The 21,521-nt window shown below is 52.4% G+C and carries 14 protein-coding genes; 9 read left to right on the top strand and 5 right to left on the bottom strand.

Annotated elements, in window-relative coordinates:
• Nucleotides 1–261: 261 nt before the first annotated feature.
• The 4 genes from Q0336_RS08615 to gdhA all read left to right on the top strand — a co-directional run bounded on the left by Q0336_RS08615 (nt 262) and on the right by gdhA (nt 5,904).
• Nucleotides 262–2,319 (top strand): DNA topoisomerase 3, encoded by a 2,058-nt coding sequence (locus Q0336_RS08615; RefSeq protein ID WP_298527872.1) that lies wholly within the window; start codon nt 262–264, stop codon nt 2,317–2,319.
• Between the two features lie 68 nt (nt 2,320–2,387).
• A complete protein-coding gene (gene rbfA / locus Q0336_RS08620; protein ID WP_298527875.1) occupies nt 2,388–2,732 on the top strand; it encodes a 30S ribosome-binding factor RbfA in 345 nt (114 codons plus the stop codon).
• A gap of 24 nt (nt 2,733–2,756) precedes the next feature.
• Entirely contained in the window at nt 2,757–3,998 is a 1,242-nt protein-coding gene (locus tag Q0336_RS08625) for an ABC transporter permease (RefSeq protein ID WP_298527878.1), read from the top strand.
• A gap of 568 nt (nt 3,999–4,566) precedes the next feature.
• Complete coding sequence (gene gdhA / locus Q0336_RS08630; RefSeq protein WP_298527881.1) at nt 4,567–5,904, top strand: NADP-specific glutamate dehydrogenase; 1,338 nt, start codon at nt 4,567–4,569, stop codon at nt 5,902–5,904.
• 748 nt (nt 5,905–6,652) lie between these two features.
• Here gdhA and Q0336_RS08635 read toward each other — a convergent pair.
• Nucleotides 6,653–8,719 carry a hypothetical protein gene (locus Q0336_RS08635; protein ID WP_298527884.1) on the bottom strand — a complete coding sequence of 689 codons (2,067 nt, stop codon included), beginning with the start codon at nt 8,717–8,719 and terminating at the stop codon, nt 6,653–6,655.
• A 710-nt stretch (nt 8,720–9,429) separates the two neighbouring features.
• Here Q0336_RS08635 and Q0336_RS08640 point away from each other — a divergent pair.
• Nucleotides 9,430–10,080 carry a hypothetical protein gene (locus tag Q0336_RS08640; protein ID WP_298527887.1) on the top strand — a complete coding sequence of 217 codons (651 nt, stop codon included), beginning with the start codon at nt 9,430–9,432 and terminating at the stop codon, nt 10,078–10,080.
• Between the two features lie 410 nt (nt 10,081–10,490).
• Nucleotides 10,491–11,378, top strand: a complete 888-nt coding sequence (locus Q0336_RS08645; RefSeq protein WP_298527888.1) for a YicC/YloC family endoribonuclease — start codon at nt 10,491–10,493, stop codon at nt 11,376–11,378.
• 134 nt (nt 11,379–11,512) lie between these two features.
• Here Q0336_RS08645 and Q0336_RS08650 read toward each other — a convergent pair whose 3' ends face one another.
• Nucleotides 11,513–12,067 (bottom strand): pyruvoyl-dependent arginine decarboxylase, encoded by a 555-nt coding sequence (locus Q0336_RS08650; protein ID WP_298527890.1) that lies wholly within the window; start codon nt 12,065–12,067, stop codon nt 11,513–11,515.
• A 430-nt stretch (nt 12,068–12,497) separates the two neighbouring features.
• Here Q0336_RS08650 and Q0336_RS08655 point away from each other — a divergent pair, with 430 nt between their 5' ends.
• The 3 genes from Q0336_RS08655 (at nt 12,498) to Q0336_RS08665 (ending at nt 16,229) form a co-directional block, all read left to right on the top strand.
• Nucleotides 12,498–13,088, top strand: coding sequence for a TetR/AcrR family transcriptional regulator (locus Q0336_RS08655; protein ID WP_298527893.1), 591 nt, complete (start codon nt 12,498–12,500; stop codon nt 13,086–13,088).
• 42 nt (nt 13,089–13,130) lie between these two features.
• A complete protein-coding gene (gene fabG / locus Q0336_RS08660) occupies nt 13,131–13,877 on the top strand; it encodes a 3-oxoacyl-[acyl-carrier-protein] reductase (protein WP_298527897.1) in 747 nt (248 codons plus the stop codon).
• A 534-nt stretch (nt 13,878–14,411) separates the two neighbouring features.
• On the top strand, nt 14,412–16,229 hold the full coding sequence (locus Q0336_RS08665; protein WP_298527900.1) for a hypothetical protein: 1,818 nt from the start codon (nt 14,412–14,414) through the stop codon (nt 16,227–16,229).
• A 146-nt stretch (nt 16,230–16,375) separates the two neighbouring features.
• Here the strand turns inward: Q0336_RS08665 and rnr are convergent, their stop codons facing one another.
• The 3 genes from rnr to Q0336_RS08680 form a co-directional block, all read right to left on the bottom strand.
• Complete coding sequence (gene rnr, locus Q0336_RS08670; RefSeq protein ID WP_298527904.1) at nt 16,376–18,637, bottom strand: ribonuclease R; 2,262 nt, start codon at nt 18,635–18,637, stop codon at nt 16,376–16,378.
• Nucleotides 18,638–18,794: 157 nt separating this feature from the next.
• Nucleotides 18,795–19,520 carry a response regulator transcription factor gene (locus Q0336_RS08675; protein WP_298527907.1) on the bottom strand — a complete coding sequence of 242 codons (726 nt, stop codon included), beginning with the start codon at nt 19,518–19,520 and terminating at the stop codon, nt 18,795–18,797.
• Between the two features lie 100 nt (nt 19,521–19,620).
• Nucleotides 19,621–21,162: a HAMP domain-containing sensor histidine kinase gene (locus tag Q0336_RS08680; protein ID WP_298527910.1), complete on the bottom strand. Its 1,542-nt coding sequence runs from the start codon at nt 21,160–21,162 to the stop codon at nt 19,621–19,623.
• Between the last annotated feature and the right edge of the window lie 359 nt (nt 21,163–21,521).

Below are 21,521 nucleotides of genomic sequence, written 5' to 3' on the forward strand. Positions count from 1 at the left end.
CGGTAGGTCGTCGATGCGACCCACAGTAGGTTTTTTCGGCGACCTACCGTAGGTCTCTTTTTTACCCATCTGAGCCTAGGGCACAGACCTTCCCCTGCCCAAGCGTCAAATCCCTCGACAGCCCCGCTGAGAGAAGGTCTGAGGCTCGGCTATTTAGCGTATCTTTGCACCACTAAACTCCTTGCCGAGCCGTTCGCTTTTGCCCGCATAAGGAGCACGAATAAGATTCACCCATCCTAATAGCTTTTCGTCCTCTAGATCTTGATCGTCTGTATCGCAGAGAAGCCCAGTGTGGCTCGCGACATCGCTTCCATCCTCGGAGCTAATCACCGACAGGTAGACCACGGTGTGGGATACCTAGAGGGGAATGGCTATGCCGTCACTTGGACCTTCGGCCATCTATGCACGCTGAAGGAGCCCCATGACTACACACCCTCTTGGAAGGCTTGGAGCCTCTCTTCGCTACCGATGATCCCCGAGCGCTTCGGGATCAAGCCCATCCCCGTAGAGCACTATCAGCGACAGCTAGAGGTCATCGAGCGACTTGTCAGCCAAGCTACCGAGGTCATCAACTGCGGTGATGCTGGGCAGGAGGGCGAACTGATCCAGCGCTGGGTCCTGCAGAAGGCTGGGTGCCGTGTCCCCGTGCGCCGTCTTTGGATCTCTTCGCTCACAGACGAGGCGATCCGTGAGGGCTTCGAGCACCTGAGAGACGAGGCAGACTATCAGTCGCTCTATGAAGCGGGACTAGCCCGTGCCATCGGCGACTGGCTTCTTGGGATGAATGCCACCCGCCTCTACACCCTGCGCTACGGAGGGAGTGACCGCAAGCAGCCCCTATCCATCGGACGGGTACAGACACCGACCCTAGCGCTTATCGTCGAGCGTCAAGAGGCTATTGAGCACTTCCAGAGCGAAACCTACTGGGAGCTCAAGACCCGCTACCGAGATATCCTCTTCTCAGCCGATAAGGGGAAGTACACGGATAAGGCTAAGGCCGAGGCAGCCCTCTCCAGCATCATCGGCAAACCCTTCGCCATCACGAGCGTGAAGAAGAAGGATGGTAAGGAGAGCGCACCGAAGCTCTTCGACCTAACGAGCCTGCAGGTAGCGTGCAATAAGAAGTTCAACATGAGTGCCGAGGAGACCCTAGCGACGATCCAAAGCCTCTATGAGAAGAAGCTCACGACTTACCCCCGTGTCGATACGACTTACCTCAGCGAAGACCTTTATCCCAAGGTGGCAGGTATCCTCAGAGGGCTAGTCACTCCCTATCCGACCCTCGTAGCTCCCCTGCTGAGCGGAGCCCCGATACGCAAGGACAAGAAGGTATTCGACAATAAGAAGGTCACCGACCACCATGCCATCATCCCGACGGGACAGCGTACCGGAGGGCTCTCCGAGCGAGAGCAGCAGGTCTATGACCTCGTAGCCCGCCACTTCATCGCAGCCTTCTATCCTGACTGCAAGGTCAGTACGACTACGGTCGAGGGAGCAGTTGAGCGGGTGAAGTTCAAGACCTCGGGGAAAGAGATCCTAGAGCCAGGCTGGCGAGTTGTCTTCGAGGGGAGTGCTCCCGAGGCGACAAACGAAAGCAGCTCTTCGGGCAAGTCCTCCGACACAGAAGAGCCCCAAGAAGCCCTGCTACCGAACTTCGTCATAGGAGAACAAGGAGAGCATATCCCCGAACTCAAGGAGCGACAGACCCAGCCCCCGAAGTACTACACCGAAGCTACGCTCCTGCGAGCGATGGAGACTGCTGGGAAGCTGGTCGAAGACGAAGAGCTCCGAGAGGCAATGAAGGAGAACGGCATCGGCCGACCTTCTACTCGGGCGAACATCATCGAGACGCTCTTCAAGCGTGGCTACATCGTCAAGGTCAAGAAGAATCAGATCCATGCCACCGACACAGGACGACAGCTCATCGGGCTCATCAACTACGAGCTACTGAAGAGTGCGGCCCTCACGGGACAATGGGAATATAAGCTCCGTCAGATCGAGCGCCGAGAGCTGGAGCCAAAGAGCTTCATCGACGAACTGAAAGCGATGCTCTTCCAGCTCACTCAGTCGGTACTCTCACCCCAGCCCTTGCCCCAGCAGCCGCAAGAGCCACAGAGCCGAGAGATCCCTTGCCCTCGGTGCGGTCGTGGCATCTTGCTACGGGGACGGACAGCCTTTGGCTGCTCGGCTTATCAAGAGGGTTGCGACTACCGCATCCCCTTCGACATTTGCCCCGAGACCAGTAGCATCGAGGAGCTGCTGAGCTATATCGAGCGATCAAGCCAAGAGCCAGCAGAAGAGCCTTCCCTCCTCTTCTAAGGCAACGAGAAGAAAGGGACTGCCCTTTCTTTGACTAACTTTGTAACAAACAAAAAGCAGAGACCCAAATGGATAATACAAGAATGAGTCGTATCAATCGGCTTATCCAAAAGGAGGTCAGTGACCTCTTCCGCATACAGACCCAGAGACTCCCTGGCACACTTATCTCCGTGACCTCGGTGACGGTCAGCCCCGACCTCAGCATCGCACGTGTACGACTGAGCATCTTCCCCTCAGAGCGCAGCGAAGAGCTCCTTGAGTCGATCCGTGCCAACGCTAAGGCTATCCGCTATGACCTCGGTCTGCGTGTCGGCAAGCAGCTTCGCAAGCTCCCCGAACTGACCTTCTTCATCGATGACTCGCTCGATTATCTGGAGCGTATCGATACCCTCCTAGGTCTACACGACAAGTAGCCTTCGGCACTCCTCCCTCGGCTCGTGCTTAGCTTCCGTATAGCCTTTCGGTACCTCATCAGTCGCACCCGACTGCATGCGGTGAATTATGTGACGGCGATCTCAGCTGTCGCCATCGCTGTCGTAGCCATGGCGCTGGTCTGCGTCCTCTCCGTCTACAACGGCTATGTCACGATGATCCTAGCGGGGACAGAGCAGATCGATGCCGACATCGTCCTGCGCAGTCAGGAGGGCAAGACCTTTGATCTAGCTGCCTACCCAGACTACCGCAAGCGACTCTCCTCGCTCGGGGCGAAAGCCATCGCCCTAAGGCTCGAGAGCAAGGCGCTACTCCGCTCAGGCCAGCAGCAGTGGGTCGTCGATGCCGTGGGCATTGATTCAGCCTTCTCCTCCGTCTATCCCCTCGCCCACGCTCACTCCGAGGCGGACAAGCTACATGCCTCCACTGCCCTGATCAATAGCGAGGGAGAGCCCGTCACACCCATTCTCTTGGGTTCGGCGATCCTATTCCCCCTCGACAGTACGCTCGACGGAGGTGGGATCGTCCCAGCCGAAGTGCTCTTCCCTAAGCGCCTAGGATTTACCAACCCTCTTAGTCCTGCCTCTGCCTTCCAAAGCCTCGAAGGGCAGGTCATCGGCCAATATCCACCCACCAGCCAAGAGACCGATGGAGCGATCTATCTCCCTCTGGATGCACTCCAAGAATCTCTTGACTACAACTCTGGAGAAGTCTCTGCCATCGCCATCCGCCTGAAGCCCGAGGTATCGTCCGAGAGCTTCAAGGCTGAGGTCAGCAAGCTCTACGGAAAAACCCTTGTAGCCCTTGATCGTGAAGAGCAGCATCCCGATCTCTCCTACCTCATCCGCATGGAGAAGCTGATGACCTACCTCATCATGCTCTTCATCCTCCTTCTGGCGGCCTTCAATGTCGCTAGTTCGCTCGCCATGCTACTCATCGAGAAGCAAGCCGATACCCGCATCTTCTCCGCCCTAGGTGCTCCACCCAGCTTCTCGCAGGCTATCTTCCGCCGTGTGGGACTACTCATTGCCCTAGCAGGCACATCGACGGGGATGCTCCTAGGCTGGGGGATCTGTCTCCTACAGCAGCATTTCGGACTGATACGATCGGGTAATGGGATCGAGGCGCTAGCACTCCCCGTAGATGTACGTCCGCTGGATCTCCTGATCATCTTCGCCTCCGTGACCTTGCTCTCCTACCTCATCTCCCTCTATCCTACCCGCTTCCTCGGACGCAGCGAAAGCTAGAGGCAATATCTTAGGCTTCTTGCGAGCAAGAAAAACACCTCGCCTCAAGTAGCCTCTCCCCTTCTCCTTCCATCCCAACCTCTCTAGAAGCCCCGTAATAAATAGGGCTATCTATGAGTCCCCTCAAATCACCACGCAAGTGGTGACGACTGTGAGTAGTGGAACCGATGCTCTCAAAGGATCATCTACTTCGGGTATCATCTACAGCTCGCACAAATCCGCTTGATCGGGCTGTGACTTGCACAGAGACGGATCATGTGAGGATAGAAGAGCTATCTACAAGACACCATTATTATATAGAGAGAGGCGAAAAGCACCGTCTCACACAGCAGGAATTCCACGGAATATTTTCATAAAACCAAGGGATAATCCATGATTTTCACACGGCTTGATATGAAAGAGAAGTCTTTTCTCTTCCTAGTGGAAATAGCGGTACAGACGGGCTATTTCCTAAGAAATTAAAAGAAAGGAAATGATTTGCCAAGCCAAAAATCATTACATACATTTGCCTATGAAATCATGGCTCTACGCAAGAGCCGTACACGCAAAACTATTAGATCGATCAGTTATGAAATCAGCTGAGATTCTAGCCTCTCTCGAGGCAAAGCACCCTGGTGAAAAGGAATTCCTCCAGGCTGTCAAGGAAGTACTTCTCTCTGTCGAAGAAGTGTACAACCAGCACCCTGAGTTCGAAAAGGCAGGTATCATCGAACGCCTCGTAGAGCCCGACCGTATCATTACCTTCCGTGTACCTTGGATCGACGATGCAGGTAAAGTCCATGTAAACATCGGCTATCGCGTACAGTTCAACAACGCTATCGGCCCATACAAGGGTGGTATCCGCTTCCATCCTTCTGTCAACCTCTCTATCCTCAAGTTCCTCGGCTTCGAGCAGACCTTCAAGAACGCTCTCACCACGCTCCCAATGGGTGGCGGTAAGGGAGGTGCAGACTTCTCTCCTAAGGGTCGCAGCGACCGTGAAATCATGACCTTCTGCCAAAGCTACATGCGTGAGCTCTGGCGCTACATCGGTCCAGACACCGACGTACCTGCTGGTGACATCGGTGTAGGTGGTCGTGAAGTAGCTTATATGTATGGTCAGTACAAGCGTCTGGCTAACGAACATACCGGTACGATGACGGGTAAGGGCTTCACCTTCGGTGGATCTCGCCTGCGCCCTGAGTCTACGGGCTTCGGTGCTGTCTACTTCGTACAGCACATCTGTAAGCAGCACAACATCGACCTCAAGGGCAAGACTGTCGCTATCTCTGGCTTCGGTAACGTAGCTTGGGGTGTAGCACAGAAGGCTACCGAACTCGGTGCAAAGGTCGTCACCATCTCTGGTCCTGACGGCTATGTCTATGACCCAGACGGTATCAACACGCCTGAGAAGTTCCAGGCTATGCTTGACCTCCGCTCCAGCGGTAACGACGTCGTATCTGACTACGCTAAGAAGTTCCCCAACGCTCAGTTCTTCGCTGGTAAGAAGCCATGGGAGCAGAAGGTAGACATCGCTATGCCTTGTGCTACGCAGAACGAAATGAACGAAGAGGATGCTAAGATGCTCCACGCTAATGGAGTCACCATCGTAGCTGAAACTTCTAACATGGGCTGTACTGCTGAAGCTGCAGAATACTTCGTCGAAAAGAAGATGCTCTTCGCTCCAGGTAAGGCTGTCAACGCTGGTGGTGTAGCTACCTCTGGTCTCGAAATGACTCAGAACGCTATGCACCTCTCTTGGACCAACGAAGAAGTCGATGCTAAGCTCCACCAGATCATGAGCGACATCCACGAACAGTGCGTCAAGAATGGTCGTGAAGGAGAGTACATCAACTACGTCAAGGGTGCTAACGTCGCTGGCTTCCTCAAGGTAGCTCAGGCGATGCTCGAGCAGGGTGTCATCTAAGGAGACGATCCCACTCCCCTAGCATTACGACGAGAGGGTCGCACCAATGATTTTGGTACGGCCCTCTCTCTTTGTATGCCTACCTAAGGTATCCTAATGGCAGAAGCTCTCGAGATGAAGCCTAGCAGGGGAACTGCAGATACGAGTAGGAGATAGGGATATCTTGACCGAGTATCGAGCAAATACTATCCATCCCCATCTTATACTCATGCCTATCGAAGAAGTTGCTCCTCAATAAGTCTGAAGGCTGATCGAGAGCAGTGGCGACCTAACTAGCGGGCAGGAGCGGTTGCCATCCAACTAGAGAAGTAAGCTAGGCTGATAGGATAGTTTCTCCTATACCTTGAGCAACATCGGTAAGAGGAGCTAGGAGAGAAACCAGATGGGGATGGATTGGAGGAGGGAATAGAACATAAGAGGCGAGGAGAAAGGAGCGACCCTAGAGATGTGTCTCTGAGTATGGATAGACTAATGGGTCCTATTAGTGAATATGGATAGACTAGTGGGTATCGCCCTATTAGTGAGTATAACTCAACTAGTGGGGGCCTATCCATGAGTATGGCTCGGCTAGGAGGGATCACCCTATTAGTGAGAGTATCTCCCTATTAGGAGCTAAGGTTAGTAGCCCTACTAGACCGACCTTATAATAATGAATAAGCCCCAACTCTTGCGAGCTGGGGCTTTGTCGGTTTGTCACCCTAGGAAGGGGTGATTCAGATACGTCTTCTTCGTCTGAGAAGGCTCGTACTTAGTTATTCTTGAATGGGTAGATGTTGAACCAGTACTTGTAATTAGCAGGAAGCTTAAAGCGGAGTCTGAGCTGTCCGAACTGGAACTGGATCGCAACTCGATGAGCTCGATCCCCCGTAGTGTAAGAATTCACCTCTACAGGCTTAGCCCAGAAGTCTCCGAGGCGCTTGAGTCCTGAATTCCCATTGATTTCATAAGACTTCTTTTGCCCATCAGGCTGCATAGGGAAGCCCAACATTGGGACATAGCGGACAACGTCCCAAGCAGCTTGATCTCCTTCCCAGAATTCCTCCTTAGCAATGTCTTCAACATTACATTCCTGTCCACCGAAGTCACGGAAACCAAAGCCGAGGTTTCTAGAGGTGATCTTGACATAGGACTTATGATAGCGAGGATTTGTCAGATCCATAACAAGCTCATATCGCCATGCGGACAGGCGATAGTCTGTCTTAGCAAGATCGTCCTCTGAAGAGGGCGCTACGAGTGACTGCTGAGCTGCAGGAGCATATCGGAGTGCATAAGAGACTCTTCTACGCTTAGCTCCCTGTACCTCCTGGTTTGTTTCACCAGGGCCCGTGGGTTCGATATCCGCCCAACCAGGCTTACCGCCCCAATTATGCTTATTTCGGATATCAGCATAGAAATACTGGTGAGGGCCAGCCTCTGATAGAGCTACTCTTTCCTTTGTACTAGCAGGGTGGGAAGGAGTTACGGCTTGGTCAAATACGATCCCCGTATTCGTGTTCAGTACGTTCTCAGCACCCATACCGCACATGACACTAGCCCATTCATCCAGAGATGGGATGTGACATGTAGAGCTGAGATTTCCAAGTGCATTACCGACTTCATTCCATGCGAAGAACATTTTTGGGTAGGAAGGATCACTCTCCACCGCCGAGACACGAGCATCAGGAATGTCTACATCATAAAGGACACCCGGTGCCTTCAGCATGCGAGGAGCCATTCGATCAAGAGGATTCTGAGGCTCTGCGATCTCATTCTTAACACGGAAGAACTTATTCTGAAGCTGAGCTAGAGGCTTATTGATGCTGGTCTCCTTGGAGAGCCATACTTCTGAGTAGAGCTTAGAGATCAGTTTGTTCTGATTTTCATAGGCATACTGGTCTGGAGCTGGTTTGCTGTTCACTTCCTTAGCCCATGGAGTCACCTCACAGTAGACACGGGTATGAACCTTATTAGGAGCATCCTTGACGGGCATCACCCAGGTATAGACCTTAGAATCCATCGTCTCGTCCTTTTTAAGGAAAGTCTCCTCACCAGGTACGTTAGCCAGATCAAGGACAGTTCTCTGTACACCATCTGCAGGCTTTCTATAGAAGTCTGCATTACCCATCTGTGTCCCCTTATTAGGCAGAGTGGTAGCACGACTTACCCAAGATGGGAAGAGCTGAGGGGTGGAAAGGTCAGAAGCGGGAGAAGCATCGAACTTGAACGCCCCTTCGCTGTGGAAGACCGAAGACTCGACAATGATCTTATTTAGTCTTGCACCTCGGTCCAGCTTGTTGGTCACCTGATGCTCGAGGAACGCCCCCTGCATACGGAAGTTGACTGCATTCTCTCCTAGTGCATCCGCATGAGGACCAGATGCTCCATTCTTAACGATCTTCAGCTCCGTCCAAGGGAATGCAAATGGTACTGGATGCTGGAACTTAACGTCATTAGGACCTACAACAATAGGCGATCCACCCTGGAAAGGAATACCTTCCCCATTCTGGAGTCGTGTAAGAATATCTGGAGCCTCGATCTCATCGAGCCCGAAGATCCCAGCGACATACCACTTGCGGCTTGGATCTAGCAGGTTAGTTCCCTGAGCGACCTTGACATTGATTTTCTTCTTCTCCTTTGCATCAGCAGGCAGAGCCTTATTTGCAACGAACACTAGACTATTTGTCTCAGGTGCACCTTCCCATTCGGTGATGGCATAGGTGATAGGCTGAGTAGGGTCATCACTTCTGATAGCCAAGCATACGGAGACCTTGGCCCCCTGAGGAACAAATCGTGGAGTGATCTTATTGCCATCTAGGCCAAACTCTAGGGAGCGCATATCGCTATATACCCCTTCCAAATCTAGACTGATCGTCTCCTCTACTGCAGACGCATTCTGCACTGTAGATTGGTTTCGATCAGCCACATCATCGCTTGTCGACGAACAAGAGAAGAGGGATGACAGCATAAATAGCCCCACTATACAGCGGGTACAAAAACCCAGTGAAATTCTATTCATATTCATACTTAATTAAATTTAGATCTATTCAAAAAAACTGCTAGTATCTATATTCACTCTACAAAAACACAAGGTGTCTAGCACTATGGGTTGAGATCCGTGGACTTAACCTCTTAGCCTAGGGAGAAGTTCAACCAGAAGCACTTACCGCTCTACACTGTTAGGCGATTACATCAGCCTCAATGCTCCTTGATCCGATCCGACATGCTCCACACGCCACACATACCAAGGACGGAGCGGTTCTCGACAGCCAGCCTGTGCAACTTATCGGCTTGCCTAGCTTATGACAGGGAGCACCTGCGTTTGGCAACTTTATCGGCAAACTAAACCACCTACAAAGCTAATACTTTTTTATTACCATACTATACCGTCCTCGCCAAACGATACACAGCCCTACGCTAGGGCGACCATACAGAGTAGAAGAAAGACCTCGTTAGAATGATGCATACACCTCCACACTGTGAACTCTATAGGATACTGGGATACATAGGATAAGGAGGTGCTTCACAACTAAAATAGACACCATCGACATGATGAAGAAGATCTTCACCACCCTACTCATGATCGGATCGATCAGTACGGTCACCCAAGCTCAAGGCATCGAGAGCCAAGCTCACCTGAGCACAGCCCCACCCCGTGTAGGATCTACACAGCTCCTCTCTGAGGTCTCTGCCCTTGGATCGAGCGACCACACCCGAAGCTTCAGCGAAGCGGCTCCACGCCGTCACCACTACTACCGAAGCACATCGGCATCTAGCTATTCAGGGACGCTCGAGCTTGGCTTCACCTCCTCGGATCGTGGGCGCATCGAGTTCCTTGGCAGCTTCGGCACACTGGTTAGCCCCACGATCTATCTAGGCGGAGGCTTAGGCTTCAACGGCTACTTCTCTCGCCCTCATCGGGATGCCTTCTGGATGCTCCCCATCTTTGCGAACCTGCGTGCCACCCTTCCCACAAGCTCAGTAGTCAAGCCTTTCTTTGACATCAAGCCTGGGTACTCCTTCGGGTTGACTCACTCGGGGCTACATGGTCTCTACCTCTCCATCGCTGGAGGAGTAGCCATCAACCGCTTCACGATGAGCCTCGGCTATGGCTACCAAGAGTTCAATTCAAGCAAATACTTCAATAAGTACTGGGGAAGTTCGGGGGGACTATCGCTCAAGTTCGGTGTACTCCTCTAGGCCTGTGGGGGAGCAAAGAGACGAGACCATTCCTTCGGGAATAGAGCTCGATGAGAAGACCCCCAAAACCGACCTACGGTAGATCGCCTTTGCGACCTACGGTAGGTCGTCTCGGCGACCCACAGTGGGTCGTTCCGACGACCTACCGTAGGTTTCTCTGGAGGGCTATCTGGGGGCTGTCACATTCGGTCGGAGCCAACCTATAATAATGTAGGGATTCTCCCTAAGAAACCCCTTGCTACGAAGCGTGCTCTCCCCCCCACCCGATCAGCCACCACAATTCTAGAAGGAACAGAGGCGAACGACGAGGCCTTCGAGCTAAGACACACCGCCCAAGGGGAAGCAGGTCTACACACGCTGGCTCGTGAATATTTCGTATGTTTGCCCGACGATAAAAGAAAACATCCTATATGATACACTCAATGACAGGCTTCGGGAAGGCCTCGGCACGCTTCGGCAGCCGCACCATCACCGTGGCCATCAAGTCGCTCAATAGCAAGCAAGCCGACATCTCGGCACGTATTGCCTCCGCCTATCGTGAGGGGGAACTTGAGCTTCGCTCCCTCATCTCAGACCGCCTACAGCGAGGCAAGATCGACCTCACCGTGACGATGGAGGACGACATGCTCGAGGGAAACACGACCCCGATCAACAAGGAATCCCTGCTTGGATATATCCACCAGCTGCAGAGCATACGCACGGAGTCTGGGCTTGACTTCCCCATTGACCCGATGGCACTACTGCGCCTACCTGGAGTGATGGACAGCGAGTCCAGCCGCCCAGCCGAGGTCAGCAAGGAGGAATGGGAGGTCGTTCGCTCGACCACGCTTCAGGCCATCGAAGAGCTTCAAGCCTTCCGCCTACAGGAGGGGAAGATGCTTCGAGAAGTCTGCGCCCAGCGTATCCAGAAGATCTCCACGCTCCTACAGGACATCACCTATCCCGAGGCCGAACGTATCGCAGCCATCCGCCAGCGTCTCGAGGAGGGCCTCGCTAAGATCGCCCCTGCAGGAGGCTACGACAGCTCACGCCTCGAGCAGGAGATGATCTACTACATCGAGAAGCTCGACATCAACGAAGAGAAGTCACGTCTGGCTCACCACCTATCCTACTTCCTCGAAGTCCTCGATGCCGATGCTCCTGGACAAGGCAAGACGCTGGGCTTCATCGCTCAGGAGATCGGTCGAGAGATCAACACCATGGGCTCAAAGAGCAACCAAGCAGAGATGCAGCAGATCGTCGTCAAGATGAAGGACGAGCTGGAGCAGATCAAGGAGCAGGTACTCAACATCCTCTAGCTCCGCCCTCCCCTCGCCCGAGGGCTACCCATCAAATAAGCCACGAGCTTCAGTCCTCGCAGTGAGTGACTGAAGCTCGTGGCTTATTGGGCTATTCGAGACTCCGCCTGATCTATGAACGGAGTACCCTAGTTCTAGAAGTGACGCTCTACTGGCTCCACTTCTGGGAGCTGGAAGTCGACGAAGCAGAGACCAGCAAGAGCCGTCCCGTAGCGCTTCTCGATGGTGATCCCTTCGGTGACGAAGTTGAGCTCACCGAGGTAGTACTGAGCGTAAGTCTTCTGATGCAGGTCATTGATCACACGGATCAGACGAGCTTCGAGCTCCTCGATACGATAGCGACCGCTGACTTCGCAGACGAGACCTCCGACCTTGTTGTCGAAGTTCTCATCAGCATACATCCAAGCGTAGACGATACCAGCCGAGACAAATTCGTCCTGCTGTCCATGAGAGACTGCGAGGATCGTCTTCATCTCTGAACCGAAGGGGGGCAGGTCGATCTCATCCATCGAAGCAATGTGCGCCGTAGCGGGCAGGACGGACGAATAGACCATGATATTGAAGTCAGAGATCCCAGCATCATAGAGGGCCATGTGATATGACCCAGCGTGCAGCTCCAGATCCGACTCACCGCTACCCTTCGTCACGAAGAAGGTGTGGGGGATAAGATTCCCTACGTACTTACTCATTTAGTTCGAAATATGCTATATCATTAATGTTTATACCCAGCGTTCTTGCCGACAGCCCCCGAGCACTTGGTTGGATGTTCGATAGGTCAAAGGCTTACAAAGGTACACTATTTTTAAGAACTTTAGCTCTCAGATCGGTACCTTTCCACGGTATATACCCCCTCTTTCGCCCAAAAGAAGTAGCTCCAAAGCTCTAGTGTCAGGGGGACACGATCACCTAGAGAAGCGGATAAGAAGACCGGATATACGAGCATCATCACTAGGGATAGATCCTTACTTTCTCTAGGGTACCTTGGAGCGAAAAGCCCCGAACGAATTGCACGCATCGGGCAGTTGTGCGCAATTTTTCGTAGCTTTGTATGAGTTTGGGGTGGGTTGTGCCTCCCCCTTAACCTATTAGCTCAACGAAAGGAAACAAGGTACACTACGCATGGCTACCATCGTCAAAACAAAGGATCTGATGATCGAGGTCGCACGACAGCTCTTCGCTCGGGTTGGGTTCACCAACACGACGATGAACGACATCGCTGATGCCTCGAAGAAGGGTCGCCGTACGCTCTACACATACTTCCGCAACAAAGATGAGATCTTCCAAGCCGTCATCGAGCGTGAGCTCGAGCGACTTTGGCATGATATGGAGCTCATCCGTCGCCTCCCTGCGACCCCCGAGGAGAAGATCCTCACGATGATGCTCACACATCTAGACAAGATCAAGGACCTAGTCCTACGCAATGGTTCACTGCGAGCAGAGTTCTTCAGAGATGCTTGGCTCGTCGAGCGGGCTCGCTCCTCCTTCGACGAGAAGGAGATCCAGCAGCTCCAGGATTTGCTCGAAGAGGGTAAGCGACTCGGACACTTCTCCGTCCCCAGCCCTCGACTCATGGCCTACCTCCTACAAAACATCGTCAAGGGCATGGAAGTCCCCTTCATCAGTGGCTCCTACCGCTCCAAGGGTACCATCGAAGAGATCCGAGGCACCGTGCGCCATCTCATCCTACATGGGGTACAAAGCCCTAAGTGAGCCTGACATCCAAACTCGAATTCCAACTTAATACAATAAACAATGAATCTACTTGCTAACAAGGTGGCCATCATCACAGGTGCTGGTCGTGGTATCGGTCGTGCTATCGCTCTGAAGTACGCTCAAGAAGGGGCTTCGGTAGCCATCACCGACCTCAAGATCGACGAAACCGTCGAAGCCTTCATCAAGGAGCTCGAAGCTCTCGGTGTCAAGGCAAAGGCCTATGCCTCCAATGCAGCAAACTTCGACGACGCTCACAAGCTCGTCGGTGAAGTAGTCGCTGACTTCGGTCGTGTCGATGTACTCGTCAACAACGCTGGGATCACCCGTGACGGCCTGATGATGCGCATGAGCGAAGAGCAGTGGGACCTCGTCATCAACGTCAACCTCAAGTCTGCCTTCAACCTCATCCATGCCGTCACTCCCGTCATGGTCAAGCAGCGTAGCGGTAGCATCATCAACATGGCCTCCGTCGTCGGTGTCTCTGGCAACGCAGGACAGACGAACTACTCCGCTTCTAAGGCTGGTATGATCGGCCTAGCGAAGAGCATCGCTAAGGAACTTGGCGCTCGTGGTGTCCGTGCCAATTCGATCGCTCCAGGCTTCATCGTCACTGACATGACGGGTGCTCTCTCCGAAGAAGTACGTAAGCAGTGGGAAGCTCAGATCCCTCTCCGCCGTGGTGGTACGCCTGAGGATGTAGCTAACGTGGCTACCTTCCTCGCCAGCGATCTCTCCAGCTATGTATCTGGTCAAACCATCCACGTCTGCGGCGGGATGAACATGTAGTCCTCCCATCGACTTCTCCCTTCCGAGAATTAAGCTCAGGGATGGTGACTACTCCGAAGCAGTCACCATCCCTGAGCTTTTCTCTTCCTCGCGCTACTATAAGTGAAGCTATCCTCTCCAAGGTGTCAGATCAGCCCCCCTTCGCATGCCATTCTCCCCCAAGTAGGCGATCCTGAGCGCACGATCGTCCCCTTTTCTGGGGGAGAGCAAACCAATCTGACAAAAGGACTCAACAAGCTCTCCTTTTTTACCAAGAATTTGCACTTCTAGTTATTTCCTTATTTTTGCACCGTATTAATCGAACTAAAAGCAGCAACTGGTTTCGGGAGTCATCGCAAGATTGCTCACCTTGGGAATAATATTCCCATCCCCCTCTCTCTTGGGATCAAATCCCTTTCTACAGCTAGGCTTTGCCCCCTCCTATAGCTCCGCATTATCTCAATAGAAGCATGATCTTCTAAAGAGCGTAACAGAATTGCATGGTCTTTTGCGTTATTTTAGTGTGTCATGTACTACTACAAACAATAAACTATTATGAAGAAAAAAATGCAGCAGTTTCTGCTAGCGCTACTTGCTCCAGCTCTTCTCCTGTCTTCTTGTGGTCAGGAGAGTCCCAAGAAGCCGGCAGAAAAGCCTAAAAAAGAAGTAAAGCTTAATCTCTCCGCTGAAGTGCAACCAGCGGAAGGGCGTGCCATGGACTACAAGTTGGTAGCAGATCAAGTAAAGGCTACACTTGAGAATAAGACCAACATCGAAGTCCGCACGTACATCTTCGAAGGGAACAACCCCACTCCTATCTACAACGACAAGCTCGTCTGGAAGGTCGGAGCAGACAAGAAGACCCTAAAGTTTGATGGTAACGTCTACATCTCGACTACCCCCTCCAAGTCCTCCAAGCTCCGTCTCGTAGCCGTCATCGGGGATGTATCAGGCGCAGCAGACCAGCTTACGGTCTACTCCTCATACACTCAAGGGCAGGTACTCCCCGTGCTATCTGGCAATCAAGTCACGAAGATCAATGTCCCCTATATCCTAGAGTCTACCCTCGAGTTTGACGGTTCTGGGAACTGGGAGATGGGTACCAGCTCTTCCAAGGGCTTCAAGCCCTATGGTCACTTCCTGCGCGTGAAGATCAACAACAAGACGAAGCAGAATGTCACGATCAAGGGTATCTCTAGCGTAGGACTCCTTGCTGAGAGCGCTACACTAAGTGTACTCGCCTCTGGGAATAAGGTCACGGGACGAAAGGAGTATGATTCTCCTATGGAGTTCAAGCTCTCTAAGAAGATCGTCGTCCCAGCTGGAAAGACATCTACAGAAAGCGTCCTCCTTTGGGTCCCCAAGATCGGTAACAAGAACAGCTACAGCCTAGACTTGGTGACAGAAGAAAACCAGGAGTTTACCCCCTACTACTCCGTGATGAATGTCACTAAGGATCCCAATCAGCTCAAGAATGGAGCAATCTACACAACTGTAATCTCTCTCCACAAGACCGAGTTCCTCAATCCTCTGAGCCTCCTCTCCGAAGATGTCATGAATAGAGAAGGAACGGACTTCGTAAACCTGCGCCATAAGTTCAAGCTCCACGATCTCTCGATCTACAATGGCCCTGGGAAGGTCGGATACTTCCTCCGAAAGGATGGTTACGATCGCTTCTTCAAGGAAAAGACCTATCCCAGCACAGGCTCCATCAAGTGGCACCTGCCAGACGAATATGAATGGAACTCCATCCGATACAATCCTGAGAAGGAATTCCTCAAGGGATACGTGGACTATGAAGGTACCATCCCTGTCAAGGTTGGTCTAGGGGCAAAGTACTACTGGAAGACTGTAGCCTACCAGATTCACGTCCCAGAAGCGGCTAAGTCAACCTACTACTATAACCCAGAGTGGCCTAAGGCACCTATCCTCAATAATGGACATTCCTTCTATGCTCTCTCCTATGGGAAGACCAACGTGTCTAATGCAAACTTCCCAGCAGAGACGACCAATGACAATCGCTTTGCTTTCCGCTATTCAGTCTACGAGGATAGCCTAGTCATCACCTGCTCGCCCGTTGGCCTCAAGGATATCAAGGTGAAGGATCTCCCCAATCACCCTGTCTTCTGCAGCCCTGGTACGGTAAAGCGTACTCTTCCCTTCTACGGGATTTCAAAGATTGCTCCTGAATACATGGTTAAGGACACCATAGGTGGTAAGCCAGGTAATGTACGTATTGTAGACTTTGTGACGGGCACTAAGCACACCGATGGTATCCCCAAGATTGCCTCCTTCAGTGCTTGCCGTTGCTACATCCTTCCTTACGAATTTCCACATGCCTTCCCTGTTGCTCTCTTCAAGGAAGTCAAGTAAAAGAAGGCCTCAAGAACTTCTAATCAAGCAGTAGGAGCTGGGCTCCTACTGCTACTGCTCCCAATAAAAGACCCCGCCGGTGTCATCTCTCGGAGATGACACCGGCGGGGTCTTTTAGCTTTGGCTAGAGTAGACGAATGCGTCTACTAGTATCTACGCCCTCGAGGCTTCTGCACGGGGCTAGTGAGGTCTTCGGCTAAGGCGAAGTCCAGCTGCTTACGAGCTAGATCAGCCTGAGCCACGACAATGTCGATCTTATCCCCAAGGCAGAAGGTGCGCCCCGTATGGCGACCTACAAGGCGGAAGTTCGTCTCATCGTAGACATAGTAGTCATCGGAGAGATCACGAGCAGGGACAAGACCTTCGCACTTATTCTCCTCAAGCTCGACATAGATGCCCCAGTCAGCAAGCCCCGTGATCACACCTGAGAAGGTCTGACCAAGACGAGGGATCATGTACTCTACCTGCTTGTACTTGATCGAAGCTCGCTCGGCTGTCGCTGCCAGCGACTCCATATCCGAGGCATGATCACACTGCTCCTCGAGAGCAGAAGTATCGACCGAAGGCTTACCCTCTATAAGGTAGCGGATCAGCAGACGGTGCACCATCAAGTCTGGATAGCGACGAATGGGCGAAGTGAAGTGCGTGTAGCTCTCGAAGCCTAGTCCGTAGTGCCCGATATGCGCAGTCGTATAGCGAGCCTTTGCCATGGATCGGATTGCAAGCATAGTGAGCATATCCTCTTCGGGCTTACCCTGGATATCGGAGAGAAGTTGATTAAGGCTCTTGGCAATAGCGTCTGCCCCACCCTCTGTCTTCAGCTTGTAACCAAAGCGGTGAACGAAGTCAGCCAAAGAGCGAAGTTTCTCCTCATCGGGTGCTTCATGAATACGGTAGACAAACGCAGGCTTTCCCCTGAGGTTAAGGGCGGGTGTGATATCTCTGCGTGCTGGCTCGGCGATGCGCTCCGCTACGGTACGATTCGCTAGAAGCATAAACTCTTCGATGAGCTGGTGAGCGGGCTTGCTTTCCTTGATCTGGACGGCGATGGGCTTACCTTCTTCGTCCAGCTCAAAGCGCACTTCGGGGCGATCAAAAGCAATGCTTCCTCGCTCGAAGCGACGAGCACGAAGGCATTGTGCTAGGCGATGTAAGCTAAGGATAGCTTCGGCATGATCACCCTTCCCTGTATCGATGATCTCTTGAGCCTCCTCATAGGTGAAACGACGCTGGCTGCGGATCACCGTGCGGGCGATACGTGCCGAGCGAAGATGAGCTTCTTCGTCGAGCTGGAAGATACAGCTATACGCATACTTATCTTCATCGGGACGGAGCGAACAAAGGAAGTTACTCAGTCGCTCAGGAAGCATCGGGATGGTTCGGTCTACGAGGTAGACGCTAGTAGCTCGCTTGTAAGCCTCATCATCGATGATGCTCCCCGGCTGAACATAGTGACTCACGTCAGCGATATGTACACCTACTTCATAGAGTCCATCAGGAAGCTGACGGAAGGACAAGGCATCATCGAAGTCCTTAGCATCCTTCGGGTCGATCGTACAAGTAAGTACGCCACGGAAGTCTTCACGATGCTGAAGCTCCTCATCTGTGATGGCTTCAGAAAGTGCTTCGGCTACACGCTCTACTTCTTCGGGATAGCTGTAGGGCAACCCGAATTCTGCTAGGATCGCATGCATCTCCGTGGTGTTGTCCCCAGCTTTACCGAGGATGTCAATGACTTCACCTCGGGGATTCTTACTCTTAGGATCCCAGCCCGTGATACGGATGAGGACCTTATCTCGGCTCGTTGCTCCCATCGTCTTATCCTCGGGGATGAAGACATCCTGACGGAGTTCCTTGTTCAAGGTAACGAAGAATGCGTAGCCACGAGCAAGCTGAAGGCTCCCGACATAGGTAGCGGGGCGACGCTCGAGAATATCAGTGATCTGAAGACGTTTGTATTCGCCACGACGATTCTTGACGAAGGAGACGGCGACACGGTCACCATGCAGAGCGGTCGATAGAGCTCGCTCGGTAAGCGGCATCGTCTCTAGCTCTGGATCATCGGGGATAAATGAGGGGCGACCACCTCGGTAATCGAAGCGACCCTCAAGGCGAGCGGTACGTGCTCCACCTCGGACAAAGCGACCAGGTTCTACTTGTTCGATCTCTCCCGTCTCGGCCATCTCGACCAAAGCTTGATAGATCGCTCGCTTCTGTCCCATGTTTGTCTTGCCAAAGGCATAACAAACCTGCTTGTAGTTTAAGACTCGCCCTTCATTCTCCTCGAACACAAGGCGAGCAACACGAAGGATGTCCCTTCGATTGATTTGTCGACCTTCGCCCGAAGGGGTCTTTCCCTTCTTTGGCTTCTTAGGCGAAGTGACGGTCTTATTTTTCTTACTCATCATTCTATAATAATAAAGGTAGTACCCAGACAGGGTACAAATGAGCTTCGCCCCTAGCATAGAGTCGCTCCATGAAGGAGGACGCTATGCCAGAGGGAGAACTCAGGATAAGGATGTGTAGATGTCTGATGAGTAGAGAAGTTCGTCGTCTCCGTCGGGACTAAGCCTCTACGGGGATGACCAACTTATAGCCCTTGCCATGGACATTCTTGATCTCGACGCGCTCATCTGCGTCAAGCATGCGGCGGAGCTTAGTCACATAGACATCCATACTGCGCTGACTGAACGAGCTATCATGCCCGCCAGCAGGCTCAGTGATTCCCCAGATGACGTTGAGCGCATGTCCACGCTCGAGCGTCTGATTGGCGAAAAGACAGAGGAGCGAAAGTAGCTCACACTCCTTAGTCGTAAGACGACGGGACTGCTCACCGAGCGAAAGCGTCTGCGTCGTCGTGTTGAAGACATAGCGACCGATCTGATAGACGCGCTGAGGTTCTTTGTCACCCTCGTGCTTGACAGTGCGTCTTAGGATCGCTTCGATACGAAGGAGCAGCTCCTCCATACTGAATGGCTTCGTGATGTAATCGTCAGCACCGGAGCGGAAGCCCTCTAGTACATTCTCTCTCATACCTAGAGCGGTGAGGAAGATGATGGGTACATCTGACGAAAGGCTACGGATGTCCTTAGCGAGAGTCAACCCATCACGCTTAGGCATCATGATATCCAGGAGGCAGAGGTCGTACTTCGCACTCTTGAAGGCTTCCCACCCTTGGTCTCCATCGGTACAGAGGGTGACGGCGAACTTCTTGCTCTGAAGGAGCTCCTGAAGGATTGTCCCAAGGTTCTCTTCATCCTCGCAGAGGAGGATCTTTACTGGTTCGTCCATAGTAGCAGTATTAACGTTCGTTAGTGAATATTACGCTGGAAATATATTGATTAAGTTAACCTAATATCTATCCTTAGTTCTTACACATTGTTTATAAGGGCTACTCCATCTCCGAAGCTGGGAGGTGGATGATCATCTTGGTGCCGACACCGAGGGTACTCTCAGCGGTGATCGTACCACCGCATTGGCGGATGACGGAGGTGACGTAAGCTAGGCCGAGACCGAAGCCTCTCACCTCGTATTTATTCCCCGAAGAGACTCGGTAGAAGCGGTCGAAGACCCGCTTTAGTTCTTTTTTCTCCATCCCGATCCCATTATCTTCGATGGTGATGCAGATCATGCCGTCTTCGTCCTTGGTACGAATAGCCAGCTGAAGAGGTTCTCCAGGCTTGCTGTACTTGACGGCATTGTCTAGGAGGTTGAAGAAGACATTGGAGAGGTGGATGGAATTCCCCCGCACCCAAGTATTGATCGCATCGAGATCAAGGATGAGGTCGCCTCCGCGCTGCTGGGCGTGGAAGGTATAAATCTCCGCTACGGGGAGCAGAAGTTCGTTGACATCAAGGAAATCTACTGGGAACTTCCCCGACTCACCATCTAGCAGAGAGAATTGAAGGACCTTGTCGATGAGGAACTTCATCCGCTGCGTCTCCAGTCCGATGATCGAGAGTGCCTCCCGTACCTTAGGATTCATGCCGCCACTGCCCGAAAGGTTCTGCCCGAGCGAACGGGTAGAGAGCAGGATGGTACTGACGGGAGTCTTCAGCTCGTGGGTCATATTGTTGATGAAGCTCGTTCGCTGCGAGGAGAAGCTCATATGTTTGAGCAAGACTCCAAGGGCTGAGAAGCCCAGAATAAGCACGATGACCGTGGAGACTAAGCTCGGGAAGGCGAGGCGCATGACCTCGGCTTTCGTCGGAGCGATGTCCATGGAGATCTTCATGAAGGGGCGACCTTCGTTCGTGCCATCGGTGGGGACGAAGAGGTGCTGGGTGATCGTATTCTGCTCCTCCCAGCTTCTTCCCATGTCCATCACAGGAGGTCGGTACTCGTAGAGCAAGTTGCCCTCGGAGTCATAGAGGGCCATTTGGTAGGGGCCACAAAGCTCCTTGCTATCGAGGTGCTCACGGATGAGGCTCTTGAGCAAGCGGATGTTCACCATCTGTGGGATACTATCCCGAGCGTAGCTGTCGTAGACGAACTTCAGGATATGTCTATCCAGCGAGTGAAGATCGGAGAAATAGGCGTGCACCAACCAGTCCGATGGGCGGTAATCGAAGCGACAAGCGTCGCCTTGTTGAGGCACTTTGAGGTAGAAGCGATTGCTATCGATGGCCTTTTCTACGGCCAGCGTGTCGAGCTTTGTTCGTGTCCAGATGTCGAAGTCAGCGACAGAAGAGGGGAGGAATTCGCTATCGGCAAAGCGATCATTTTCACGAAGGAGTCCGCGATTGAGGTAGCGGATAAGTTCGCGCACTTGAAGTTCTTGGGCTACGCTACTCATAGCGTCCTTCATCTGGATGCGCATGGTCTCCTTTCTCAGCGAAAGCACTCGACCATAGTACTCATACTGCACCCAAGAAAGGAGTCCATAGGCCGAGATCAAGGCCGTGATGATGATCCAGATGACTCGTTTTCTCATGATCGAAGCTTGTGGAAGGCCGACCTCTAAGCACTGCCTTTCCTTGTTATTATGTGCAAAGATAAGCATTTCTCTTTGCGTTTTAACATTTGCCACCACGCTACGTGCGCACAAAGTCCGAATACTTCGGTTGGGAAGAACCAGCACTTAGCGGGGCAAATTCTTCGACTTCCGAGGAGAAGAACAATTCCCTTCGATCGCATCTCATAATACCTCCCTTCAGAAGTAATATAACATTCGCCGAAAAATAATATAACATTCCGTCAAAAGTAATATAACATTCGGGCGAATGTTATATAACATTTCATCGGAAGTAATATTACTTTCCAAGAGAACTGCAATGACTTCCCAGCGGAAGC

The sequence above is a fragment of the uncultured Porphyromonas sp. genome (genome assembly GCF_938039215.1).
Classification (GTDB): domain Bacteria; phylum Bacteroidota; class Bacteroidia; order Bacteroidales; family Porphyromonadaceae; genus Porphyromonas.